The following is a 24,857-nucleotide window of genomic DNA, read 5'->3' on the forward strand; positions in this document are numbered from 1 at the left end:
CCGAAGAGCCGACACGGGAAAGGTCCACCGCCATGCCAGAGAACTCCAGCCGCAGAAGACTGCTCTTCGGAACCGCCGCCGTCTCGGCCGGCGCCCTCCTCGCCGGTTGCACCAGCAATGAAGCCAAGAGTGACCCGGCCGCAGGCGAGCAGCCGGCCGCGGACGACAAGCCGGGCAAGGCGGTCACCATCGGCTTCGCCGGACCGCAGGCCGACCACGGGTGGCTCAACGCGATCAACCAGAACGCCAAGAGCCGCGCCGAGCGGTACGAGGAGGTCACGCTGGAGATCACCGAGGGCTCCAACGACACCGCTCAGCAGATCGGGCAGATCGAGACCCTCATCAACAAGAAGGTCGACGTCCTGGTGGTGCTGCCCGCCGACGGCAAGGCGCTCACCCAGGTCGGTCTCAAGGCGATGCGGGCGGGCATCCCCGTCGTCAACCTCGACCGGATCTTCAACTCCCCGCAGGCGTACCGCTGCTGGATCGGCGGCGACAACTACGGCATGGGGCTCAACGCCGGGCACTACATCGGTGAGCAGCTCAAGGACAAGGGCGACGCCCGTGTCATCGAGCTGGCCGGGCTGGACAACCTGGAGCTGACCAAGCAGCGCACCCAGGGCTTCGACGACGCGCTGAAGAACTACCCGAACATCAAGAAGGTGGCCCGGCAGGCCGCCGAGTTCACGGTCGAGTCGGGCCAGGCCAAGATGGCCCAGCTGCTCCAGGCACAGTCGAACTTCGACGCGCTGTGGAACCACGACGACGACCAGGGCGTGGGCGCCCTGCGCGCCATCGAGCAGGCCGGGCGCGACGACTTCCTGATGGTCGGCGGCGCGGGTGCGCTGTCCGCGTTCCAGGCCATCAAGAAGGACGACGGGGTGTTGAAGGCCACCGTCCTCTACCCGCCGACCATGGCCGCCTCCGCGATCGACCTCGCCCGTGCCCTCGGCCAGGGCAAGGGGGTCGGTGGCCTCGCCGAGTTCGAGATCCCGTCCTCGCTGACGCTCTACTCGGCCGTCGTCGACAAGGACAACGTCGACCAGTACATGTCCACCGGCTTCAAGTGACGAGTCCTGCCGGACGGGCCTGACCGGGAACGAACACCGAGACCGGGGGTCGGGGGTCGGGGGGAGAGGGCCGGGGGACCGGGCACGGACAACCGGGCCCCGACAACCGGGCCCCGACAACCGGGCCCCGACAACCGGGCACGGACAACCGGGAACCCGGCACCAAGGCCCGGAAACCGGGGGCCCGGAATCCGAGGCCCCGGCACGGAGGACCGGAATCCGAGGGCCGGTAACCGAGGCCCCGGCACCCAGAGCCGGTAACCGAGGCCCCGGCAACACCCAGGGCCGGAACTCGAGGCCCGGGGACCGGAATGCGAAGCCGCCGGATTCGGAGTCAGGCCCCACCTCACACCGCGCAGCGACCACGAGGAGGACACACGCATGGGACAGCCGCAGCAGCCCGACCAGGCCGAGGCGGAGGAGTCAGGAGCGCCGGGGCCCGACGCGGGTGCCGGGGCCGGAGCAGGGGCCAGCACGGCCGGGGTCTCGTCGGGAGCGGCCTCGCCTGGGGCCGGCCCCCGTGCCGCCGGCCTCGCCGGGGGCCTCGGCAAGCCACCGCTGCGCGTCGGCATGGTCGGCTACGCCTTCATGGGGGCAGCTCACTCCCAGGGGTGGCGCACGGCGGGGCGGGTCTTCGACCTGCCGCTCGCCCCCGTGCTCGCCGCGGTGTGCGGGCGGGACGGTGACGCGGTGCGGGCCATGGCGGACCGGCACGGGTGGGCGACGACGGAGACCGACTGGCGGGAGCTGATCGCCCGGGACGACATCGACCTGGTCGACATCTGCACCCCCGGCGACAGCCACGCCGAGATCGCCCTCGCCGCGCTGGCCGCCGGCAAGCACGTGCTCTGCGAGAAGCCCCTCGCCAACACCGTCGCGGAGGCGGAGGCGATGACCACGGCGGCCGAAGAGGCCTACGGGCGCGGCAGGTTGGCGATGGTCGGCTTCAACTACCGGCGTGTGCCCGCCACCGCGCTCGCCCGCCGCATGGTGGCCCAGGGCCGACTGGGAGCCCTGCGGCACGTGCGGGTGACGTACCTTCAGGACTGGCTCGTGGATCCGGAGTTCCCCCTCACCTGGCGGCTGCGCAAGGAGTCGGCCGGCTCCGGAGCGCTCGGCGACCTCGGCGCCCACATCGTCGACCTGGCTCAGTACGTGGCCGGCGAGCCGGTGGTCGGCGTCTCCGCGCTGATGGAGACCTTCGTACGCGAACGGCCCCTCCCGGCCGGCGTGTCCGTCGGTCTCGCATCCTCCGGCGGCACGGCCGGGCGAGGCGCGGTCACCGTCGACGACACGGCCCTGTTCACCGGCCGCTTCGCCTCCGGCGCCGTCGCCTCCTTCGAGGCGACCCGCTTCGCCACCGGTCGCAAGAACGCCCTGCGCATCGAACTCAACGGCGAGCGGGGCTCGTTGGCCTTCGACCTGGAACGGCTCAACGAACTCGCCTATCACGACCACACCGAACCCGGCACCCACGCCGGCTTCCGCCGCATCCTCGTCACCGAGCCCGACCACCCCTATCTGGACGCCTGGTGGCCGCCGGGTCACGGCCTCGGCTACGAACACTCCTTCGTCCACCAGGCCCGCGACCTCGTGCACGCCGTCGCGGCAGGCCGACAACCCGAGCCGTCCTTCGCCGACGGGCTCCAGGTGCAGCGTGTGCTCGCGGCGGTCGAGGAGAGCGCCGAGAAGAACTCCGTCTACACCCCGACCCACACCCCCACAGCGGTCTGAGGAGGCCCGGACATGCCGCGCGAATTCACGCTCTTCACCGGCCAGTGGGCGGACCTGCCCCTCGAAGAGGTCTGCCGACTCGCCCGCGACTTCGGCTACGACGGTCTCGAACTCGCCTGCTGGGGCGACCACTTCGAGGTCGACAAAGCCCTCGCCGACCCGTCGTACCTCGACTCCCGTCACCAGCTCCTGGAGAAGTACGGCCTGAAGTGCTGGGCCGTCTCCAACCACCTCGTGGGCCAGGCGGTCTGCGACGCCATCATCGACGAGCGGCACCGGGCCATCCTGCCCGCCCGCATCTGGGGCGACGGCGAGCCCGAGGGCGTACGGCAGCGGGCCGCCGCCGAGATGGCCGACACGGCACGGGCCGCGTCCGCCTTCGGCGTCGACACCGTCATCGGCTTCACCGGCTCCGCCATCTGGCACCTGGTCGCCATGTTCCCACCCGCCCCCGCGTCGATGATCGAGCGCGGCTACGACGACTTCGCGATGCGCTGGAACCCGATCCTCGACGTCTTCGACGCCCAGGGCGTGCGGTTCGCGCACGAGGTCCACCCGAGCGAGATCGCGTACGACTACTGGACGACCCAGCGCGCCCTGGAGGCGGTCGACCGGCGCCCGGCGTTCGGCCTGAACTTCGACCCCTCGCACTTCGTGTGGCAGGACCTCGACCCGGTCGGCTTCCTGTGGGACTTCCGCGACCGGATCTACCACGTCGACTGCAAGGAGGCCCGCAAGCGCCTCGACGGCCGCAACGGCCGTCTCGGCTCCCACCTGCCCTGGGGCGACCCCCGGCGCGGCTGGGACTTCGTGTCGGCGGGCCACGGCGACGTCCCCTGGGAGGACGTCTTCAGGATGCTCCGCTCGATCGACTACGGGGGACCCATCTCCGTCGAATGGGAGGACGCCGGCATGGACCGGCTCCAGGGCGCCCCCGAGGCCCTGGCCCGCCTCAAGGCGTACGACTTCGAACCGCCGTCGGCCGCCTTCGACGCGGCGTTCGGCGGCAACGACTAGGGCGCTTCTGATGGCTCCTGGTCGGAGATCATCCGGCCGATCGGCGCCGCGCGAGGAGACTCGTGAGGCTCCGGCTGCCTCACCGGACTCGTCCGTGACCGCTCACGAACGGCATCAAGAGCCGTCAGAAACGGCCTGGTGCCGCGGCAGGCAACGTTCGCCCGTGAAGGAGCGGCGTCCGGTGCGTGCTCTCGGCGTGTCGGCCGAAGGCCCTTGTGCTCGACGTACTCGACGTACTCGGGTCCTCGGCCGGTGCGGCGAGAGGGCGTGCCGGGCGTCGCGACGGGGCGAACCCTGCCTGCCGAGGCACCAGGCCCGGGCCCAGCCCATCGGGCCACCTGTCGACCGGGCCCCCACGGCCCGGTCATGTCTCCGGGGTGACGGCGCACCCCGGCGTACCGCACACACCCGTACACCTCCGTACGACCAGCCCCTCACTGGAGGCATTTCGTGCACCCGTACGACGACGACAGACACCCCACCAGCCCCTTCGGACGCCGCAGAGTGCGCGGGCCGATCGCACTGTTGAGCGGTCTGCTGCTCGCGGGCGCTTCGCTCTCGCTCACCGCGCCCGCCGCGGGCGCGGCCGACGACGCCCCGAAGTCCGCCGCTGCCGCCGCTGCCGAGGACTTCCAGCAGGTCACCCTCGCCAAGGGCGAACCGGAGGTCGGCGAGCCCATGTCGCTCGCCGTCCTCCCGGACCGCTCGGTCCTGCACACCTCGCGCGACGGTGAACTGCGGCTGACCGACGCGGCCGGCAACACCACGCTCGCCGGCAAACTCGACGTGTACTCCCATGACGAGGAGGGACTGCAGGGCATCGGCGTCGACCCGGGCTTCGCCGACAACCGGTTCATCTACCTCTACTACGCGCCCCCGCTGAACACCCCGGCCGGTGACGCCCCCGAGACCGGAACGGCCGCCGACTTCGCGCCCTTCGACGGTGTCAACCGGCTCTCCCGCTTCGTCCTGAAGACCGACGGCACCCTTGACAAGGCCAGCGAGACGAAGGTCCTCGACGTCCCCGCCTCCCGGGGTATCTGCTGCCACGTCGGCGGCGACATCGACTTCGACGCGGCGGGCAACCTGTACCTGTCCACGGGCGACGACAGCAACCCGTTCCAGTCGGACGGCTTCACCCCCATCGACGAGCGCGCCAACCGCAACCCGGCCTTCGACGCCCAGCGCACCTCCGGCAACACCAACGACCTGCGCGGCAAGATCCTGCGCATCAAGGTGAACGCCGACGGTTCGTACGCCGTCCCCGACGGCAACCTCTTCGCGCCCGGCACGGACAAGACACGCCCCGAGATCTATGCGATGGGCTTCCGCAACCCGTTCCGCTTCAGCGTCGACAAGAAGACCGGCATCCTCTACGTCGGCGAGTACGGCCCCGACGCAGGCGCCGCCAACCCTTCGCGCGGCCCGGCCGGACAGGTCGAGTTCGCCCGTGTGACCAAGCCCGGTAACTTCGGTTGGCCGTACTGCACCGGAAACAACGACGCATACGTCGACTACGACTTCGCCAGCGGCACCTCCGGCGCGGCCTTCGACTGTGCGGCCCCGAAGAACACCTCGCCGAACAACACCGGCCTCACCGACCTGCCGCCCGCCGAGCCCGCCTGGATCCCCTACAACGGGGCCTCCGTCCCGGAGTTCGGCGACGGCTCCGAGTCCCCGATGGGCGGCCCGGTCTACGACTACGACGCCTCGCTCGACTCCCCGGTGAAATTCCCGGAGGCCTACGACGGCGACTTCTTCGCCGGTGAGTTCGGCCGCCGCTGGATCAAGCGGATCACGAGCGACGGCGACGGCACCGTGCAGTCCATCAACAACGTGCCGTGGACCGGCACTCAGGTCATGGACATGGCCTTCGGCCCGGACGGTGCGCTGTACGTCCTCGACTACGGCATCTCCTGGTTCGGCGGCGACGAGCACTCCGCCCTCTACCGCATCGAGAACGCCACCGACGGCCACTCCCCGGTCGCCGCCGCGGCGGCCGACCGCACCTCGGGCCAGGCGAAGCTGAAGGTCCGCTTCTCCTCGGAGGGCACCGGTGACCAGGACGGGGACGCCCTCACGTACAGCTGGGACTTCGGCGACGGCGGCACGTCCACGGTCGCGAACCCGAAGCACACCTACAGGACGAACGGCACCTACACGGCGACGGTGACCGCCAAGGACACCTCTGGCCGCACCGGCAGCGCGAGCGTGCAGATCGTCGTCGGCAACACCGCGCCCAAGGTCGAGCTGCAACTCCCGCAGGACGGGCAACTGTTCGCCTTCGGGGACGCCGTACCGTTCAAGGTGAAGGTCGGCGACCCGGAGGACGGCCGCCCGATCGACTGCGCCAAGGTCAAGGTCACCTTCATCCTCGGCCATGACAGCCACGGCCACCCGGTGACCTCCGCCAACGGCTGCACCGGCACCATCCAGACCAGCGCAGACGGCGGCCACGACGAGAACGCCAACATCTTCGGGGTCTTCGACGCCGAGTACACCGACGGCGGAGGCGGCGGCCAGGCCCCGCTGACCACCCACGACCGACACGTCGTCCAGCCCACCCACCGTCAGGCCGAGCACTACGGCGACTCGTCCGGCATCGTGGTGCAGTCGAAGGACACGGCACACGGCGGCAAGACCGTCGGCGACATCGCGAACGGCGACTGGATCTCGTTCAAGCCGTACGTCCTGTCCAACGCCACGAAGATCACCGCGCGTGTCTCCTCCGGGGGCGCCGGCGGCAAGCTGGAGGTCCGCGCGGGCTCTCCGACCGGTCGTCTCCTCGGCAGTGCGACCGTGCCGGTGACCGGCGGCTGGGACACCTTCCAGGACGTCACCGCCGATCTGTCCAGGGCCCCGCGCGACAGCACCACGCTCTACCTGGTGTTCAAGGGGAGCGGCTCCGGCGGCCTGTTCGACGTGGACGACTTCACCTTCACGAAGCGGTGAGGGGACGCCATGTCGACGAACGGACGTCCATGGGCCGCGCTGGGTGGCGCCGCCCTGCTGATCGGATGTGTGTCGGGACCGGCCGTGTCCGATGAGGCGGGCCGCTCCCGGGGCCACGCGGACGAGCACCGAGTGCTGGTGTTCTCCAAGACCGCCGGATTCCGGCACGACTCGATCCCCGAGGGCGTCGCCGCCGTACGGGAACTGGGCGCGGCCCACGGCTTCGCGGTCGACGCCACGGAGGACGCCGGCGCCTTCACCATCCGCAACCTCGGGCGCTACGACGCCGTGGTGTTCCTCTCGACGACGGGTGACGTCCTGAACCCGGCCCAACAGGGGGCGTTCGAGCGGTACATCAAAGGCAGAGGCGCCTACGTGGGTGTCCACGCGGCCGCCGACACCGAGTACGACTGGGCCTTCTACGGCGGGCTCGCGGGCGCGTACTTCCAGTCGCACCCCGTGATCCAGCCCGCGACGGTCGACGTCGAGGACCACGCCCACCCGGCCACCGCCGGTCTGGGTGCGACCTGGAACCGCACGGACGAGTGGTACAACTACCGCTCCAACCCCCGTGAGCGGGCCCATGTCCTCGCCTCGCTCGACGAGTCGTCGTACCACGGCGGCACCATGAACGGCGACCACCCGATCGCCTGGTGCCAGAAGTACCAGGGCGGCCGTGCCTTCTACACCGGCGGCGGCCACACCAAGGAGTCCTTCGCCGAGCCTGCCTTCCGGCAGCACCTGTTGGGCGGCATCCGGTGGGCCGTCGGCGAGGACCGGGCCGACTGTAGGCCGGAGAACGGCTACCGATCGCTGTTCGACGGGACACAGGCCTCGCTGGACGGCTGGCGACAGGCGGGGCCCGGTTCGTTCACGCTCGCCGACGACGGCACGATCACGTCGTCCGGTGGCATGGGCATGCTCTGGTATGCCGGGCAGAGTTTCGGGTCGTACTCCCTGAAACTCGACTGGAGGACGGCCGGCGACGACAACTCCGGTGTGTTCGTGGGCTTCCCGCCGTCGGAGGACCCCTGGTCGGCCGTGAACAACGGCTACGAGGTCCAGATCGACGCCACGGACGTACCCGAGAGGACCACCGGGTCCGTCTACGGCTTCCGGTCCGCCCACGTCAGGAAGCGCGACCGCGCCCTGAACCCGCCGGGAGAGTGGAACACGTACGAGATCCGCGTGGAGGGCGAGCGCCTCCGCGTCTGGCTCAACGGCGTGAAGATCAACGATTTCACCAACACCGATCCGGTACGGAGCCTGCGCGACGGGCACTTCGGCATCCAGAACCACGGGGCCGACGATCAGGTGTCCTTCCGCGACATCCGGATCAAGGAACTGCCCGCACGGGCCGCCGCATCGGCCGCGGCCCGCACTCCGGGCGACTGAACGGCGGCGGGCGGGGGACGCCGGACCCCCGCCCGCCGTCTCCCCCCTTCCCCCTTCCCTCTTCTCCCGTCCCCTCGGAGGGGTCCGGCTTTCCACACCACTCGCTCGACGAGAAGGGTGCCCATGTCCACGTCCGTGTCCGTTTCCCCACCGAGCGTCGGCGTCTGGCTGATCGGGGCGCACGGCTCCGTCGCCACCACCGTCGTCGCAGGCTGCGCGGCCGTCACGGCGGGCCTGCGCACCCCGACGGGCATGGTCACCGAGACCCCTCTCCTCGCCGACTCCGGCCTGCCCCCGCTCGCCTCCCTCGTCTTCGGCGGCCACGACACGGCCGACTGCCCCCTGCCCAAACGCGCCGAGGCCCTGGCCGCCGGTGGAGTCCTCCCGCAGGCATCCCCGCACCGATCCCTCCCGCACCGATCCCTCCCGCACCGATCCCTCCCGCACCGATCCCTCCCGCAACGACCCTTCCCGCACCGAACGACCGGCCGTACGGCCCCTCCCGGGAGCACCTCGTGATCCACCACCGCACCCCGGCCGACGCGACGGCCGGCCCCGCTCACCCTGCGCTCGTCACCCCCGCCGACCTCCGCGGCCACCTGAACGCCCACCTCACGGGCGCCGCCCGCACCTGGCTGGGGCGGGCGCTGGACGAGGCCACCGGCCATCCGGGCACCCACGGGCCCATCTCCGTCTGGGAGTTGCGCCTCGCCGAGGCGGGCCGGCGCTGCGGCAGCGAGCACGCCGACGCCGCCCGCGTCCTGATCCTGCACGCGGCCCACGCGGACCCCGACGCGCTCACCAGGGTCTACCGCCAGGGCACCGCCGACGAACGCCGGGCGGTCCTGCACGCGCTGCCCCACCTGGTGCCCGGCCCCGACGCGCTGCACCTGGTCGAGGACGCCCTGCGGACCAACGACACCCGCCTCGTCGCCGCCGCCCTCGGCCCGTACGCCGCCCGCCATCTGGCTCCGCACCAGTGGCGGCACGCCGTGCTCAAGTGCCTGTTCACCGCAGTGAGCGTCGACGAGATCACCGACCTGGCCCGCCGTGCCCACGGCGACGCCGAACTGGCCCGCATGCTCGGCGCCTTCGCCGAGGAACGCACCGCCGCGGGCCGTCCCGTACCCGAGGACCTGTACCGCGCCCTGGCCCTGACCGCGCCCCCTCCGGCCGACGAGATCGGCATCGACGGCAAGGAGTCCTGATGCGCCTCTTCGACCCCCACATCCACATGACGTCACGCACCACCGACGACTACGAGGCGATGCACGAGGCGGGCGTCCGCGCGGTCGTCGAGCCGGCCTTCTGGCTGGGCCAGCCCCGTACTTCCCCCGAGTCCTTCGTCGACTACTTCGACTCCCTGCTGGGCTGGGAGCCCTTCCGCGCCGCCCAGTACGGCATCGCCCACCACTGCGCCCTCGCCCTCAACCCCAAGGAGGCGAACGACCCGCGGTGCACACCCGTCCTGGACCGGCTGCCCCGATACCTGCTCAAGGACCGGGTCGTGGCCGTCGGAGAGATCGGCTACGACTCCATGACACCGGCCGAGGACCACGCGCTCGAACACCAGCTGCAACTGGCCGCAGACCACGGCCTGCCCGCGCTCGTCCACACCCCGCACCGGGACAAGCTCGCCGGTCTGCGCCGCACCCTCGACGCCGTACGGGACTCCGCCCTGCCCGTCGAACGGGTGCTGCTCGACCACCTCAACGAGACCACGGTCGCGGAGGCCAGGGACAGCGGCGCCTGGCTCGGCTTCTCCGTCTACCCGGACACCAAGATGGACGAGGAACGCATGGTCGCCGTCCTCAAGGAGTTCGGCCCCGAGAAGGTGCTGGTCAACTCCGCCGCCGACTGGGGCAGAAGCGACCCCCTCAAGACCCGCAGGGTCGGCGACGCCCTGCTCGACGCCGGATTCGACGAGGACGACGTCGACCTGGTGGTGTGGCGCAACCCCGTCGCCTTCTACGGACTCAGCGGTCGCCTGGCCCTCGACGTCACCGCGACGGACGCCACGCACGAGGGCAACAGCATCCTGCGCGGCGGTGAGTGACCCATGCGCTTCCGCCACCCCGACGGCTCCACCGTCCACCTCGCCTACTGCACCAACGTGCACCCGGCCGAGACCCTCGACGGGGTCCTCGCCCAACTGCGCGACCACTGCGCGCCCGTACGCCGCCGCCTCGGTCGCGACCGCCTCGGCATCGGCCTGTGGCTGGCCAAGGACGCCGCCGCGGCCCTGGTGACCGACCCTTCCGCCCTGCGCGGCCTGCGCACCGAACTCGACCGGCACGGCCTGGAGGTCGTCACCCTCAACGGCTTCCCCTATCAGGGCTTCGGCGCCGAAGAGGTCAAGTACCGCGTCTACCAGCCGGACTGGGCCGACCCCGTACGCCTCGACCACACCACCTCCCTCGCCCGCCTCCTCGCCCGACTGCTCCCCGACGACGTCACCGAGGGCACCATCTCCACCCTGCCCCTGGCCTGGCGCACCGCCTACGACGACACCCGCGCCGCCCGGTCCCGCGCGGCCCTGCGCACCCTGGCCGAACGCCTCGACGCCGTGGCCGAGCTGACCGGCCGTTCCATCCGCGTCGGCCTGGAACCCGAACCCGGCTGCACGGTCGAGACGACCGCCGACGCCATCGGCCCCCTGACCGCCATCGGCCACGACCGCATCGGCATCTGCGTCGACACCTGCCACCTCGCCACCTCCTTCGAGGACCCGCGCACCGCCCTGAACGCGCTCACCCGAGCCCACGTCCCCGTCGTCAAATCCCAGCTCTCGGCCGCCCTGCACGCCGAACACCCGCACCTTCCCGAGGTCCGCGCAGCCCTCGCCGCCTTCGACGAGCCCCGCTTCCTGCACCAGACCCGCACCTCCACCGCCGCCGGCCTGCGCGGCACCGACGACCTCGGCGAGGCCCTGGAAGGGGACGCCCTCCCCGACGCCTCACCCTGGCGCGCCCACTTCCACGTCCCGCTCCACGCAGCCCCTGCCGCACCCCTCACCTCCACACTCCCGGTGCTCAAGGCCGCCCTCACCCACCTCGTCGGCGGCGCGCACCCCCTCACCCGTCATCTGGAGGTCGAGACCTACACCTGGCAGGCCCTGCCGCCCGAGCTGCGCCCCAGCACCCGCGCCCAGCTCGCCGACGGCATTGCCGCCGAACTCGCCCTCGCCCGGGATCTGTTGACGGACCTCGGCCTCAAGGAGCTGCCGTGACGCCGCCGCAACCCGAAGCCGGTCCCACCCCCCTCCTCGTCCTGGACGTCGTCGGCCTCACCCCCCGTCTCCTCGACCACATGCCCCACCTCAAGGCCCTCGGGCAGTCCGGCTCCCGTGCCCCGCTCGGCACCGTCCTGCCCGCCGTCACCTGCGCCGCCCAGTCCACCTTCCTGACCGGCACGCTCCCCGCCGAGCACGGCATCGTCGGCAACGGCTGGTACTTCCGCGAACTCGGCGACGTCCTGCTGTGGCGCCAGCACAACGGCCTCGTCGCCGGGGACAAACTGTGGGACGCCGCCCGCCGCGTCCACCCCGGCTACACGGTCGCCAACATCTGCTGGTGGTACGCCATGGGCGCCGACACCGACATCACCGTCACCCCCCGTCCGATCTACTACTCCGACGGCCGAAAGGAACCCGACTGCTACACCCGGCCCCCGGCCCTGCACGACGAACTCACCGCGAAACTCGGCACGTTCCCCCTGTTCCACTTCTGGGGACCGGGCGCCGACCTGGTCTCCAGCCGCTGGATCATCGAGGCGACCCGCCACATCATCCGCACCCGCCACCCGGACCTGGCCCTGTGCTACCTCCCTCACCTCGACTACGACCTGCAGCGCTTCGGCCCCGACGACCCGCGCGCCCTCAGGGCCGCCGCCGACCTCGACAAGGCCGTGGCGCCCCTGCTCGACGAGGTCCGCGCGGAAGGCCGCAGCGTCGTCGCGCTCTCCGAGTACGGCATCACCCGCGCAGACCGCCCGGTCGACATCAACCGCGCCCTGCGCCGGGCCGGCCTCCTCGACGTGCACACCCAGGACGGAATGGAGTACCTCGACCCGATGGCCTCACGGGCCTTCGCGGTCTCCGACCACCAGATCGCCCATGTCTATGTACGCCGCCCCGAGGACCTGGACGCCACCAGGGAAGCCCTCGCGGATCTGCCCGGCATCGAGCAACTCCTCGACGACGAGGGCAAGAAGGCCCATCACCTCGACCATCCGCGCTCCGGCGAGTTCGTCGCCGTCGCGGAGCCGGACGCCTGGTTCACGTACTACTACTGGCTCGACGACGACCGCGCGCCCGACTTCGCGCGACTGGTCGAGATCCACCGCAAACCCGGCTACGACCCGGTCGAGCTGTTCATGGACCCGCTCGACCCGTATGTGAAGCTCAAGGCGGCCACGGCACTGGCCCGCAAGAAACTCGGTCTGCGCTACCGCATGGCGGTCGTGCCGCTGGACCCCTCGCCTATTCGAGGCAGCCACGGCCGCCTTCCCACGAGCGACGACGACGGTCCGCTCATCATCTGCTCCACCCCCCGAGCCATCGGCGACCGCGTGGCGGCCACCGATGTGAAAGCACTCCTGCTGCGCCTGGCCGGTCTCTCCCGACCGGTGACAAGTACCCACAAGTCCTGACTGGTCACAAGTGAAGCACTCACCACTGACAACGCCCGCCCACCCGGAGGAGTTCCAGAAATGAGCCGCACCGACAAGACCGATCCCGAACTCGCCCACCGCCTCAGCAGACGAGGCATGCTCGGCGTCGCCGCGGGCGCCACCGTCGCCGCCCTGCTGGGCTCGGCCGCCCCGGCCCAGGCCGCCGCGGGCACCGAAGCCGCCGCGGGCAAGGGCAGGGGCCGCCCCGTCCTCCCGCCCGGCCGCCTCGGCATCCAGCTCTACAGCCTGCGCGACAAGGTCTCCACCCTCGGCTTCGCCCCGGTCTTCGCCGAGCTGGAGAAGTACGGCTACGACGAGGTCGAGTTCGCCGGCTACACCCAGGGCTCGGCGGGCCCCATCACCCTCGCCCAGCTGAAGCGGCTGGCCCGCAACCACGGCCTGACCCCGATCGGCAGCCACGTCGGCTACTACTCCAGCGACCCGAACGCATACACCTTCGCCCAGAACCTCACCAAGGTCCTCGACGACGCCCAGGCCCTCGGCCTGAAGCACATCGGCACCGCCGCCGGCCCCTTCCGCTACGGCATGACCGTGGACGCGATGAAGCGCGCCGCCCACGAGTTCAACACCTACGGCGCCGCGGCCAGGGCGCGCGGCATGAAGTTCTACCAGCACAACCACTCCGAGGAGTTCTCCTTCGCCACCGACAACCCCAAGGTCCGCCTCTACGACGTGCTGCTCCGCGAGACCGACCCCCGCCTCGTCTACCTGGAGATGGACATCTTCTGGGCGTACGTGGCCCAGTTCCGCTTCTCGAAGCGGCCCGACGGCACCTCTGCGCCCTTCGAGCCCCTGGACTACGTGCTCAGGCGCCCCGACCGCTACCCGCTCTTCCACGTCAAGGACGGCGAGAGCGATCCGTCGAACCCGTTCGGCTACCGCATGACGGACGTCGGCGACGGCGACATCGACTACCAGAAGTTCATCTCGGCCGTCACCCGTCTGAAGGGCCACCGCCTGGCCCACCACTGGCAGGCCGAGCACGACAATCCCGCCGAGTCCTTCACGTTCGCCCGCCGCTCCAGCGAGCACCTGCACTCGCTGAGGGAGAAGTGCTGACGGAGGTCGCCGAACCGACGGCAGCAGGCGGCCGCCCCGTGGTGCGAGACCACGGGGCGGCCGCCTGCTGCCGTACGCGTAGGGCGTCAGGCCACTTCGTCACCGAGCGGACGGGGGTTGGGAGCGATGTGCCGGTTGCGGGGCCGTCCCGGCGGATGGAGGAAGACCGCCACGAACCCGGCGAACAGCGAGATGGAGCCGGCGAGCACGAACGCGCCCGCGTAGTCCCAGGCGCCCACGACCACGGCGCCCATGCCGGAGCCGAGCAGACCGGACACCAGTTTGGAGCTGTAGACGAGACCGTAGTTGGAGGCGTTGTTGTTCTCGCCGAAGTAGTCCGCGGTCATCGCCGCGAACATCGGAAAGATGGCGCCGCCACCGAACCCGGAGATGCTGGAGAACACCAGGAACAGCGGCAGGTTGCCGATGTTGCCGGACCAGAGGATGCCGTACTGGGACAGGCCCAGCACGATACAGACGAAGATCAGGCACTGCTTGCGGCCGTAGCGGTCGGAGAGCCAGCCGATGACACCGCGTCCGGTGCCGTTGACGATCGCCTTCAGGGACATGGCCGTCGCCACGATCCCGCCCGCGAAGCCGGCCTCGTTGCCGAACGGCACCTGGAAGGCGATACCGAAGATGTTCACACCCGACGTGCACAGCAGGCAGAACCACATCAGCGCGACGCGGCCCGTCCGCCAGGCCTCACTCGGGGTGTACTGCTTCACGGCCGGCGGGTTCTTCTCCAGTGCGCGCCGCGCGCGCGGGTCGTCCGGCTTGCGCAGCGGGTCGACCTCCGCCGGCCACCAGTTCTTCGGCGGGTCCTGGAAGAAGTGACCGGCCACGGCGACGACCGACGCGAGGAACACGCCGACGCAGACGAGCACCCAGCGGAAGTTCGTCAGGTCCATGAACCCGGTGAAGATGAACACGAACGGCACCGAACCGTAGGCGAAACCGCCGTTGACGAAGCCGGTCTTGCCGCCCTTGCGCTCCGGATACCACTTGCCGACCATGTTCACGCAGGTCGCGTAGACCATGCCGGCGCCCATACCGCTGAACATGCCGAATCCGACGTACGCGACGACGACGTGCGGTGCGAACGCGAGGGAGAGATAGCCGAGCAGGGTGCCGACGGCGCCCAGCATCATCGCCCAGCGGGCCGGCAGCTTGCCGCTCTCACGGAGCTTGCCCGCCGGGAAGGCCACCGCGGCCTGGAAGAACACCCACACGCCCAGCATCCAGAAGATGTGCTGGTTGCTCCAGCTGTGCGCCGTGTGCAGCGTCTCCTCGGCGGACGCGAACGCGTACTCCGCCGAGCTGATGCCCATCATGCCCACCCAGGGCAGGATGACCATCCACTTGCGTTTGCGCCCCATGATGTCCAGGTCGGACTCGCCGACCCGGTACATCCGGCCGTTGGCGTCCGTCACCTCCCTGTAGGGGACGGATGTGGAGATGTCAGTTGTTGCCATGTCGATCGAACCCTCCGCGTGGAAGAAGTCTGGCCAGCGCCCCCTGTCCGTGCTTCTTTGCGCCGGGGCCCGCGGTGAGCGGTCGCCGCAGGCCCCGTGGTTCGAGCCGTCGCTCAGCTCATCGACACCGCCCCCCGACAGCCGCGCCGCCCGCGCCCGTCACAGCAGCCCCGCGGCCCGAGTCCGGCGAGCTGTGTCACGCCCGGGGGACAACCCCCGGACCCCCGGCCGTACCACGGCGAGCGTGCCCATCAGAGCAGCCCCGCGGCCCGCGCCCGGCGAGCTGTGTCACACCCGGGGGACAACCCCCGGACCCCCGGCCTTACCACGGCGAGCGCGCCCGTCACAGCAGCCCCGCGGCCCGAGCCCAGCGATATTTCGCGCCGAGTACGGCCACCGGCTTCTCGGTCGTGTACGGGTACGCCACGACCCCGCGCTCGAAGAGGTACTGGCAGGCCTCCTCCACCTCCACGTCGCCCGCGAGCGACGCGACGACCGGTTTCTCGATGCCCCGCTCGCGGAACTCGGCGACCACGCGCGCGGTGAGCTCGGCGAACACCATGGGCGGGGTGACGATGGTGTGCCAGTAGCCGAGGACGAGGGAGTGGATACGCGGGTCCTCGAGGCCCAGCCGGATCGTCGCCTCGTACGTCGACGGCGGCTCGCCCCCGGTGATGTCCACCGGGTTGCCGGCGGCCCCGAACGGCGGGATGAACTTCCGGAAGGACGCGTCCAGGTCCGGCGGGATCTCCATCAGAGTCAGCCCGTTGTCCGTCACCGCGTCCGACAGCAGCACGCCGCTGCCGCCCGCGCCCGTGATGATCACGACGTTGTCGCCCTGAGGGGCCGGAAGCACCGGCAATGCGCGCGCGTACTCCAGCATCTCGTTCAGGCCCGGCGCCCTGATGACACCAGCCTGCTTCAGGATGTCCTCGTACACGGCGTCGTCGCCCGCCAGCGCGCCCGTGTGCGAGCCCGCCGCCTTCGCCCCGGCCGCCGTACGGCCCGCCTTGAGGACCACCACCGGCTTCTTGGGGACGGTCGCCCGCGCGGCCTCCACGAAGGCCCGCCCGTCCTTGAGGTCCTCCAGGTGCATCGCGATGCACTCGGTGTGCGGGTCCTCGCCGAACCAGGTCAGCAGGTCGTCCTCGTCCAGGTCCGACTTGTTGCCGAGCCCGACGATCGCCGACACACCCGTCTTCGTGGTCCGCGCGAAGCCCAGGATGGCCATCCCGATGCCGCCGGACTGCGAGGTCAGCGCCACGCCGCCCTTGACGTCGTACGGCGTGCAGAACGTGGCGCACAGGTCGTGCCACGTCGAGTAGTAGCCGTAGATGTTCGGCCCGAGCAGCCGGACGCCGTGCCGCTCGGCGATCTCCACGATCTCGTCCTGGAGCCCGTGCTCACCGGTCTCCGCGAAACCCGACGGGATCAGCACGGCGTTGGGGATGCCCTTGCGACCCACCTCCTCCAGCGCCGAGGCCACGAACCTGGCGGGGATCGCGAAGACCGCCACATCCACCTCACCGGGAACGTCCGTGACACTCTTGTACGCCTTACGGCCCAGAATGTCATCGGCCTTGGGATTCACCGGATGGATCTCCCCGGCGAAACCGCCGTCGACGAGATTGCGCATCACCGAGTTGCCGATCTTGCCCTGTTCGTTGGAGGCCCCGATCACGGCGACCGACGAGGGCTGCATCAGCCGGCGCATCGACGTGAGGATCTCCTCACGCGTGTACGTGCGCCGGGGCTTCGGCACCGACTCCGCGAGGATCACCCGGATGTCCGCCGCGAGGGCACCCTGCGGGGTGGCGATCACCGGGTTCAGATCGACTTCGGCGATCTCCGGGAAGTCCCCGACGAGTTCGGAGACCCGGCGGATCTGCTCGGCGATCGCCCACCGGTCCACGGCAGGCGCCCCGCGCACCCCGCGCAGGATCTCCGCCGCGCGGATCGAGTCCAGCATGGAGACCGCCTCGTCCGCGTCGAGCGGCGCGAGCCGGAACGTCACGTCCTTGAGGACCTCGACCAGCACCCCGCCGAGCCCGAACGCGACGACCTTCCCGAACGTCGGGTCCGTCACCGCGCCGACGATGACCTCCTGCCCCTTCGGCAGCAACTCCTGTATCTGGACACCCTCGATACGGGCATCGGGCGCGTACGCGCGCGCGTTGTCGACGATCGTGTGGAACGCGGCCCGTACGTCACCGGCGCCCTCCACTCCGACGATCACACCGCCCGCGTCGGTCTTGTGGAGGATGTCCGGCGAGACGATCTTCATGACCACGGGCCCGCCGAAGCGCGCCGCGTACGACACCGCCTCGTCGACGTCCCGCGCCAACTCCTCACCGGGTACGGCGATCCCGTACGCGTCGGCGATCACCTTGCCCTCGGGAGCGGTCAGCGCGCTCCGGCCCTCGGCCCGTACGGCGTCGAGGAGCGTGCGCACCCTCAGCACCCGGTCTTCGGCCATCAATCAGATCACTCCGTTCGACTTGAGCAGGCGCAGTTCCTCGTCGCCGAGGCCCAGCTCGCCGACGTAGACCTCTTCGTTGTGCTCGCCGAGCAAGGGAGAACTGGTCACGTCCACGGGGGAGTCGGACAGCTTCAGCGGGCTGCCGACGGTCACGAAGTCGCCGCGCTCGGGATGCGGCACGGTGACGACCATCTCGTTGGAGACCAGGGACTCGTCCTCGATGATCTCCTTGGTGGAGAGGATCGGCCCGCACGGGATGTTGTGGGCGTTGAGCCGCTCCAGCACCTCCCACTTGGGAAGCGTGGACGACCACTCCTCGATGAGCTGGAACATCTTGTTGAGTTTGGGCAGCCGGGCCTCCGGCGTCGCCCACTCGGGGTCGTCGGCCAGCTCGGGCCGGCCGATCAGCTCGCTCATCGGCTGCCAGCCCACGGGCTGCACGATGACGTACACGTAGTCGTTCGGGCCGCCCGGCGCGCACTTGACCGCCCAGCCGGGCTGGCCACCGCCGGACGCGTTCCCGGACCTGGGAACCTCGTCGCCGAAGTCCTCGTTGGGATATTCACGGAGCGGGCCATGTGCCAGCCGCTGCTGATCCCTCAGCTTCACCCGGCAGAGATTGAGGACGGCGTGCTGCATGGCCACGTTGACCCGCTGACCGCGCCCGGTGTTCTCCCGCTGGTACAGCGCCGCGAGAATCCCCGCCACGGCGTGGATGCCCGTGCCCGAGTCCCCGATCTGGGCCCCCGTCGCCAGCGGCGGCCCGTCCTCGAAGCCCGTGGTCGCCATCGACCCGCCCATGGCCTGCGCCACGACCTCGTACGCCTTGAAGTTGGTGTACGGCCCGTCCCCGAACCCCTTGATGGAGGCGTAGACGATACGCGGATTGATCTCCTGGATGCGGTCCCAGGTGAAGCCCATGCGGTCGACCGCGCCGGGCCCGAAGTTCTCGACCATGACGTCGGAGCGCCGGATCAGCTCGGTGAGGATCTCCTTGCCGCGCTCGGTCTTGGTGTTGAGGGTGATGCTCCGCTTGTTGCAGTTGAGCATCGTGAAGTAGAGGGAGTCGACGTCCGGGAGGTCGCGCAACTGCTTGCGCGTGATGTCCCCGGTCGGCGCCTCCAGCTTCACCACGTCCGCGCCGAGCCAGGCGAGCAGCTGGGTGGCGGACGGGCCGGACTGGACGTGCGTCATGTCGAGGACGCGGATGCCTTCGAGAGCCTTGGTCGACGTTCCTGCGCTGGACGTTCCTGCGGTAGGGGTCATCGGGGGCACCTCACTTGTACATCGTCTGGTTCATGGTTCCGGGGGCGTACGCGTCCGGGTCGACCCAGACGTTGATGAGCGACGGCTTGCCCGACTCACGGGCCCGCTGGAGCGCGGGGCCGATGTCGGCGGGGTCGCGGACCTCCTCGCCGTAACCGCCCAGCATCTGGGCGAACTTGTCGTAGTGGACGTCGCCGAGGGTGTTGCCGATGCGCTCGCGTTCCTCGCCGTACTTGGCCTTCTGGCCGTAACGGATCTGGTTCATGGAGGAGTTGTTGCCGATGATCCCGACGAAGGGCAGGTCGTAGCGGACGAGGGTCTCGAAGTCCCAGCCGGTGAGGGAGAAGGCGCCGTCGCCGAAGAGGGCCACCACCTCCTTGTCGGGCCGCGCCTTCTTGGCGGCGAGCACGAAGGGCACGCCGACGCCGAGGGTGCCGAGGGGGCCCGGGTCCATCCAGTGCCCGGGTGACTTGGGCTGCACGACCTGACCGGAGAAGGTGACGATGTCGCCGCCGTCGCCGATGTAGACGGAGTCCTCGGTGAGGAACTCGTTGATCTCGCTGACCAGCCGGTACGGGTGGATCGGCGAGGCGTCGGATTTCAGGCTGGGCAGCCGCTTCTCGATGGCGGTCTGCTCGGCGGCGCGCAGCTCGTCGAGCCACTCCTTGCGCCTCGACGCGCCCCCGTTGATGCGCCCGGAAGCCGCCTCCGTCACCGACTTGAGCACGAGGCCCGCGTCGCCGACGATCCCGAGGTCGATGTCGCGGTTCTTGCCGACGGTCCGGTAGTCGAGGTCGATCTGCACGACGGTCGCGTCCGGCGACAGCCGTTTGCCGTAGCCCATGCGGAAGTCGAAGGGCGTCCCGACGACGACGATGACATCGGCGTTGGAGAAGGCGTACCGGCGGGAGAGCTGGAAGTGGTGCGGGTCCCCGGGCGGCAGCGTGCCGCGACCGGCGCCGTTCATGTACGCCGGGATGTTCAGCGTGCGCACCAGCTCGATGGCGGACTCGGTGCCGCGGGTCGTCCACACCTGGCTGCCCAGCAGGATCGCGGGCTTCTCGGCGTGCACCAGCAGATCGGCGAGCCTCTCGATGGCCTCGGGGTCGCCGGCCGACCGGGTCGAGGCCCGGTAGGCGCCGGCCTTGGGCACGCGTGCCTTCTCCACGGGCACCTTGGCGTCGAGGACGTCGCGCGGGATCTCCAGGAAGGAGGGACCGGGCGCGCCGTGGTAGCACTCGCGGAACGCCATCGACACCATGTCGGCGGCACGGGCCGTGTCCGGCACGGTCGCCGCGAACTTGGTGATCGGCGTCATCATGTCGACGTGCGGGAGGTCCTGCAGGGACCCCATCTTGTGCTGGGTGTGCGCGCCCTGGCCGCCGATCAGCAGCATCGGGGACTCCGCGCGGAAGGCGTTGGCGACACCGGTCACGGCGTCGGTCGTACCGGGGCCGGCGGTGACGACCGCGCAGCCGGGTTTGCCGGTGATGCGGGCGTAGCCGTCGGCGGCGTGGGCGGCGACCTGCTCGTGGCGTACGTCGACGACCTCGATGCCCTCGTCGACGCAGCCGTCGTAGATGTCGATGATGTGGCCGCCGCACAGGGTGTAGATGACCTCCACACCTTCCGCTTTGAGTGCCTTGGCGACGAGGTGACCACCGGAGATGAGGTCCTGGCTGTTGCCGTCGGGCATGGCGAAGTCCTGTCCCTTCGTAGGGGTTTTCGTGGGCCTTGGTGGGCGTCTTCGTAGGTGCTGGAGCGGTGCTGGAGCGCTCTCGCGGTTGATTGCATACAGTCGACGAATACTGTATGAAGCTTGTTATCCCGCATCCGGTGGGTGGTGTCCAGGGGGCGTGCGGCACTTTTGAGTCAGGAGCCGGAATGGACCTTTTCGAGCACCAGGCAAGGGAACTCTTCGAGGAACACGGCATCCCGGTGCCAAGGGCCGAGGTCGCGGACTCGCCCAAGGAGGCCCGGGAGATCGCCCGCAGGCTGGGCGGACGCGTCGTCGTCAAGGCGCAGGTGAAGACCGGCGGACGCGGCAAGGCGGGCGGGGTGAAGCTCGCCGCCGACCCCGCCGCCACCGAACTGACGGCACGACAGATCCTCGGCATGGACATCAAGGGCCACACCGTCCGCAGGGTGATGGTGGCCGAACCCGCGGAGATCGAGAGCGAGTTCTACGTCTCGTACGTCCTCGACCGCGCCGCCGGCCGCTTTCTCGCGATCGCCTCCGCCGAGGGAGGCATGGACATCGAGGAGGTGGCGGCGACCCGGCCCGAGGCCGTGGCCCGTGTCCCCATCGATCCCGTCGAGGGCGTCACCTCGGCGAGGGCGGCCGAGATCGCGCGGGCCGCCGGCCTGCCCCCGCAGACCGTCGACGTCCTCGTACGGCTCTGGGAGGTGCTGACCCGCGAGGACGCGTTGCTCGTCGAGGTGAACCCCCTCGTCCGAACCGCACAGGGCCGGATCCTCGCCATCGACGGCAAGGTCACCCTCGACGACAACGCGAGCTTCCGGCAGACGCGTTGGGGCGACGAGGGCCTCGCACACGACGACCCGCTGGAGGCGGCCGCGGCCGCCAAGGGCCTCAACTACGTGAAGCTGGACGGAGAGGTCGGCGTCATCGGCAACGGCGCCGGACTCGTCATGTCGACCCTCGACGTGGTCGCGGGCTGCGGCGCCCGCCCCGCCAACTTCCTCGACATCGGCGGCGGCGCCTCGGCCCGGATCATGGCCGACGGCCTCTCCGTCATCCTCTCCGACCCCGAGGTGAAGTCGGTCTTCGTCAACGTCTTCGGCGGGATCACCGCCTGCGACGCGGTCGCCGACGGCATCGTGCAGGCCCTGGACAGCGTCCAGTTGACCAAGCCGCTGGTCGTCCGCCTCGACGGCAACAACGCCGTACGCGGCCGGGCCATCCTCGACGACCGTGACCATCCCCTCGTTCACCAGGCCACCACCATGGACGGCGCCGCGCGCCGCGCCGCCGACCTCGCCCACGCGATCTGAGGAGCCCGGACATGGCCATCTACCTCACCAAGGAGAGCAAGGTCCTCGTCCAGGGCATGACCGGCGGCGAGGGGATGAAGCACACCCGCCGGATGCTCGCGGCCGGCACGAACGTCGTCGGCGGCGTCAACCCCCGCAAGGCGGGCCGGACGGTCGACTTCGACGTCCCCCAGTGCCTCGAAGGCCTGGGAAGTACCGCCATGGCCGTCCCCGTCTTCGGTTCCGTCCACGAGGGCATCGAGGTCACCGGCGCCGACGTCACCGTCGTCTTCGTCCCGCCCGCCTTCGCCAAGGCGGCCGTAGTCGAGGCCGCCGACGCCGGCATCGGCCTCGCCGTCGTCATCACCGAGGGCATCCCGGTCCACGACTCGGTCGCCTTCACCGCGTACGCGCAGTCCAAGGGCACCCGCGTCATCGGCCCCAACTGCCCCGGCCTGATCAGCCCCGGCCAGTCCAACGCCGGCATCATCCCCGCCGACATCACCAAGCCGGGACGCATCGGCCTGGTCTCCAAGTCCGGCACCCTCACCTACCAACTCATGTACGAACTCCGCGACATCGGCTTCTCCACCTGCGTCGGCATCGGCGGCGACCCCGTCGTCGGCACCACCCACATCGACTGCCTGGCCGCCTTCCAGAACGACCCCGACACCGAGCTGATCGTCCTCATCGGCGAGATCGGCGGCGACGCCGAGGAACGGGCCGCCGCATACGTCCGCGACCACGTCACCAAGCCCGTAGTCGGCTACATCGCCGGGTTCACCGCCCCCGAGGGCAGGACGATGGGCCACGCGGGCGCGATCGTCTCCGGCTCGTCCGGCACGGCGCAGGCCAAGAAGGAGGCGCTGGAAGCGGTCGGGGTGCGGGTCGGCAGCACTCCCACCGAGACGGCCCGGCTGGTGCTGGCCGCCCTGGAGGACGAGGCCTGACCTCTCACCCGTACCCGAGCACCTTGGCACCCGAGCACCTTGGCACCCGAGCACCTTGGCACCCGAGCACCTTGGCACCCGACCCCAATCGTGGTCGGCGCACCCCCGCCCCCGACTGTGCACCGAGAGCGGAGAAGCCCATGGCACCATCCACCCTCACTCCCAACCTCACCCTCAAATCCGGCACGGCCTGGACCGACGCCTGGCAGCGGTGTCTCGCCGTCGCCCCCGAGGCATTCCGGGACGACCGGGTCCTCAACCACTGGAACGGCTCCTGGCAGGCCGACGGCCGGCCACTCCCCGCCACCAGCCCCGTCGACGGCAGCCCCATCGCGGGCCCGCCCCGCCTGGACGGTGCCACGGCGCACCGGGCGGTACGCGCCTCCCTCGACCAGCACCGGGCCTGGCGCCACGTCCTCCTCGACGAACGTCGCGCCCGGGTCGCCGCCACCCTCGACGCCCTCACCCAGCACCGCGAACTGCTCGCCCTGCTCCTCGTCTGGGAGATCGGCAAACCCTGGCGGCTCGCGCAGGCCGACGTGGACCGGGCCATCGACGGCGTGCGCTGGTACGTCGACGGCATCGAGCCCATGGTCGAAGGACGCGTCCCCCTCGACGGCCCCGTCTCCAACATCGCCAGCTGGAACTACCCCATGAGCGTGCTCGTCCACGCGATGCTGGTCCAGGCGCTGGCGGGGAACGCGGTCATCGCCAAGGCCCCGACCGACGGCGGCGTCGCCTGCCTCACCCTGGCCGGTGCGCTCGCCGCCCGCGAGGGCCTCCCCGTCACCCTCGTCAGCGGCAGCGGGGGCGAACTGTCGGAGGCGCTGGTCCGCGCCCCCGAGATCGGCTGCGTCTCCTTCGTCGGCGGCCGAGACACCGGTGCCGCCGTGGCCACCGCCGTGGCCGATCTCGGCAAACGGCACGTACTGGAACAGGAGGGACTGAACACCTGGGGCATCTGGAACCACACGGACTGGGACACCCTGACCGCCGTCATCCCCAAGCTCTTCGACTACGGCAAACAGCGCTGCACGGCCTACCCGCGCTTCGTCGTCCAGCGTGAGCTGTTCGACGAGTTCCTGGCCGCGTACCTCCCGGCGGTCCGCACGCTCCGGATCGGCCACCCCCTCGCCGTGGAGCACCCCGACGACCCGTACCCGAAGCTGGACTTCGGGCCCGTCATCAACGCGGCCAAGGCCAAGGAGCTGACCGACCAGGTCGCCGAGGCCGTCGACCGGGGCGCCGTCCCGCTCCACCGGGGCCGGCTCGCCGACGCGCGCTTCCTGCCCGGCCAGGACACCGGCGCATACGTCCAGCCCGTCACCCTCCTCAACCCACCCTCGTCCTCCCCGCTCCACCACGCGGAACCCTTCGGCCCGGTCGACACGATCGTCCTGGTCGACACCGAGGCCGAACTGCTCGCCGCCATGAACGCCTCGAACGGCGCGCTCGTCGCCACCCTCTCCACCGACGACCGCGCGACGTACGAGCGGCTGGCACCCCAGATCCGCGCGTTCAAGGTCGGCCACGGCACACCCCGCTCGCGCGGCGACCGCGAGGAGCTCTTCGGCGGCTTCGGCGCGTCCTGGCGGGGCGCCTTCGTCGGCGGTGAGCTGCTCGTCAGGGCCGTCACGCGCGGTCCGGCGGGGGAGCGGCTGCCGGGCAACTTCCCCGAGTACCACCTCATGCCGTCCGCGGCCTGACCTGGCCGGATCGTGACCGTCCGATCACCTCTGGTGAGGTCGTGCGGGCCTGCTCGCCGAGGCCCGCA

At 70.6% G+C, this 24,857-nt stretch carries 17 protein-coding genes and 1 pseudogene; 14 read left to right on the forward strand and 4 right to left on the reverse strand.

From position 1 onward, the window contains the following. Window positions 1-32: 32 nt before the first annotated feature. The 11 genes and pseudogenes from OG858_RS37630 to OG858_RS37680 all read left to right on the forward strand — a co-directional run bounded on the left by OG858_RS37630 (window position 33) and on the right by OG858_RS37680 (window position 13,919). Window positions 33-1,070 carry a substrate-binding domain-containing protein gene (locus tag OG858_RS37630; protein WP_037704318.1) on the forward strand — a complete coding sequence of 346 codons (1,038 nt, stop codon included), beginning with the start codon at window positions 33-35 and terminating at the stop codon, window positions 1,068-1,070. Window positions 1,071-1,451: 381 nt separating this feature from the next. After that, window positions 1,452-2,804 carry a Gfo/Idh/MocA family protein gene (locus tag OG858_RS37635; protein ID WP_328544007.1) on the forward strand — a complete coding sequence of 451 codons (1,353 nt, stop codon included), beginning with the start codon at window positions 1,452-1,454 and terminating at the stop codon, window positions 2,802-2,804. A gap of 12 nt (window positions 2,805-2,816) precedes the next feature. Further along, window positions 2,817-3,821, forward strand: coding sequence for a sugar phosphate isomerase/epimerase family protein (locus tag OG858_RS37640; RefSeq protein WP_319261271.1), 1,005 nt, complete (start codon window positions 2,817-2,819; stop codon window positions 3,819-3,821). 450 nt (window positions 3,822-4,271) lie between these two features. Beyond that, entirely contained in the window at window positions 4,272-6,773 is a 2,502-nt protein-coding gene (locus OG858_RS37645; protein ID WP_319064123.1) for a PQQ-dependent sugar dehydrogenase, read from the forward strand. 9 nt (window positions 6,774-6,782) lie between these two features. Next, window positions 6,783-8,168, forward strand: a complete 1,386-nt coding sequence (locus OG858_RS37650) for a ThuA domain-containing protein (RefSeq protein ID WP_328544006.1) — start codon at window positions 6,783-6,785, stop codon at window positions 8,166-8,168. Between the two features lie 123 nt (window positions 8,169-8,291). Continuing rightward, window positions 8,292-8,567, forward strand: a pseudogene (locus OG858_RS37655) (inositol-3-phosphate synthase); the annotation flags it as partial. 116 nt (window positions 8,568-8,683) lie between these two features. Next, the gene (locus tag OG858_RS37660) at window positions 8,684-9,376 is read left to right on the forward strand and encodes an EboA domain-containing protein (RefSeq protein ID WP_086750012.1); all 693 of its coding nucleotides are present in this window, start codon (window positions 8,684-8,686) and stop codon (window positions 9,374-9,376) included. Beyond that, window positions 9,376-10,224, forward strand: coding sequence for a TatD family hydrolase (locus OG858_RS37665; protein ID WP_086750011.1), 849 nt, complete (start codon window positions 9,376-9,378; stop codon window positions 10,222-10,224). Before OG858_RS37660 ends, OG858_RS37665 begins: the two co-directional genes overlap by 1 nt. Window positions 10,225-10,227: 3 nt before the next feature. After that, complete coding sequence (gene eboE, locus OG858_RS37670) at window positions 10,228-11,397, forward strand: metabolite traffic protein EboE (protein WP_086750010.1); 1,170 nt, start codon at window positions 10,228-10,230, stop codon at window positions 11,395-11,397. Then, window positions 11,394-12,818 (forward strand): alkaline phosphatase family protein, encoded by a 1,425-nt coding sequence (locus tag OG858_RS37675; protein WP_327748212.1) that lies wholly within the window; start codon window positions 11,394-11,396, stop codon window positions 12,816-12,818. Before eboE ends, OG858_RS37675 begins: the two co-directional genes overlap by 4 nt. A 60-nt stretch (window positions 12,819-12,878) precedes the next feature. Beyond that, on the forward strand, window positions 12,879-13,919 hold the full coding sequence (locus OG858_RS37680) for a sugar phosphate isomerase/epimerase family protein (protein WP_086747970.1): 1,041 nt from the start codon (window positions 12,879-12,881) through the stop codon (window positions 13,917-13,919). Between the two features lie 86 nt (window positions 13,920-14,005). Here the strand turns inward: OG858_RS37680 and OG858_RS37685 are convergent, their stop codons facing one another. From OG858_RS37685 to OG858_RS37700, 4 genes are all read right to left on the reverse strand, one after another. Continuing rightward, a complete protein-coding gene (locus OG858_RS37685; protein ID WP_086749543.1) occupies window positions 14,006-15,394 on the reverse strand; it encodes an OFA family MFS transporter in 1,389 nt (462 codons plus the stop codon). Between the two features lie 343 nt (window positions 15,395-15,737). Then, on the reverse strand, window positions 15,738-17,870 hold the full coding sequence (locus tag OG858_RS37690; protein ID WP_327745329.1) for an acetate--CoA ligase family protein: 2,133 nt from the start codon (window positions 17,868-17,870) through the stop codon (window positions 15,738-15,740). A gap of 3 nt (window positions 17,871-17,873) precedes the next feature. Then, complete coding sequence (gene frc, locus OG858_RS37695) at window positions 17,874-19,139, reverse strand: formyl-CoA transferase (protein WP_319064116.1); 1,266 nt, start codon at window positions 19,137-19,139, stop codon at window positions 17,874-17,876. A gap of 10 nt (window positions 19,140-19,149) precedes the next feature. Further along, on the reverse strand, window positions 19,150-20,835 hold the full coding sequence (locus OG858_RS37700; RefSeq protein WP_319064115.1) for a thiamine pyrophosphate-binding protein: 1,686 nt from the start codon (window positions 20,833-20,835) through the stop codon (window positions 19,150-19,152). A 188-nt stretch (window positions 20,836-21,023) separates the two neighbouring features. Between OG858_RS37700 and sucC the strand changes: the two genes are divergently transcribed. The 3 genes from sucC (at window position 21,024) to OG858_RS37715 (ending at window position 24,789) form a co-directional block, all read left to right on the forward strand. Beyond that, window positions 21,024-22,154, forward strand: a complete 1,131-nt coding sequence (gene sucC / locus OG858_RS37705) for an ADP-forming succinate--CoA ligase subunit beta (protein WP_328544005.1) — start codon at window positions 21,024-21,026, stop codon at window positions 22,152-22,154. An 11-nt stretch (window positions 22,155-22,165) separates the two neighbouring features. After that, window positions 22,166-23,083 (forward strand): succinate--CoA ligase subunit alpha, encoded by a 918-nt coding sequence (gene sucD / locus OG858_RS37710; protein WP_086749958.1) that lies wholly within the window; start codon window positions 22,166-22,168, stop codon window positions 23,081-23,083. A 140-nt stretch (window positions 23,084-23,223) separates the two neighbouring features. Continuing rightward, on the forward strand, window positions 23,224-24,789 hold the full coding sequence (locus tag OG858_RS37715) for an aldehyde dehydrogenase family protein (RefSeq protein ID WP_328544004.1): 1,566 nt from the start codon (window positions 23,224-23,226) through the stop codon (window positions 24,787-24,789). Window positions 24,790-24,857: the final 68 nt, after the last annotated feature.

The organism is Streptomyces europaeiscabiei, assembly GCF_036346855.1.
In the GTDB taxonomy this organism is placed as follows: Bacteria; Actinomycetota; Actinomycetes; order Streptomycetales; family Streptomycetaceae; genus Streptomyces; species Streptomyces europaeiscabiei.

Bases quoted from the DNA above. Each gene is read 5' to 3' on its own strand.
- OG858_RS37630 (WP_037704318.1), top strand. From the start codon at position 33: ATGCCAGAGAACTCCAGCCGCAGAAGACTGCTCTTCGGAACCGCCGCC.
- OG858_RS37635 (WP_328544007.1), top strand. From the start codon at position 1,452: ATGGGACAGCCGCAGCAGCCCGACCAGGCCGAGGCGGAGGAGTCAGGA.
- OG858_RS37640 (WP_319261271.1), top strand. From the start codon at position 2,817: ATGCCGCGCGAATTCACGCTCTTCACCGGCCAGTGGGCGGACCTGCCC.
- OG858_RS37650 (WP_328544006.1), top strand. From the start codon at position 6,783: ATGTCGACGAACGGACGTCCATGGGCCGCGCTGGGTGGCGCCGCCCTG.
- OG858_RS37665 (WP_086750011.1), top strand. From the start codon at position 9,376: ATGCGCCTCTTCGACCCCCACATCCACATGACGTCACGCACCACCGAC.
- eboE (WP_086750010.1), top strand. From the start codon at position 10,228: ATGCGCTTCCGCCACCCCGACGGCTCCACCGTCCACCTCGCCTACTGC.
- OG858_RS37680 (WP_086747970.1), top strand. From the start codon at position 12,879: ATGAGCCGCACCGACAAGACCGATCCCGAACTCGCCCACCGCCTCAGC.
- OG858_RS37685 (WP_086749543.1), bottom strand. From the start codon at position 15,394: ATGGCAACAACTGACATCTCCACATCCGTCCCCTACAGGGAGGTGACG.
- OG858_RS37690 (WP_327745329.1), bottom strand. From the start codon at position 17,870: ATGGCCGAAGACCGGGTGCTGAGGGTGCGCACGCTCCTCGACGCCGTA.
- frc (WP_319064116.1), bottom strand. From the start codon at position 19,139: ATGACCCCTACCGCAGGAACGTCCAGCGCAGGAACGTCGACCAAGGCT.
- OG858_RS37700 (WP_319064115.1), bottom strand. From the start codon at position 20,835: ATGCCCGACGGCAACAGCCAGGACCTCATCTCCGGTGGTCACCTCGTC.
- sucC (WP_328544005.1), top strand. From the start codon at position 21,024: ATGGACCTTTTCGAGCACCAGGCAAGGGAACTCTTCGAGGAACACGGC.
- sucD (WP_086749958.1), top strand. From the start codon at position 22,166: ATGGCCATCTACCTCACCAAGGAGAGCAAGGTCCTCGTCCAGGGCATG.
- OG858_RS37715 (WP_328544004.1), top strand. From the start codon at position 23,224: ATGGCACCATCCACCCTCACTCCCAACCTCACCCTCAAATCCGGCACG.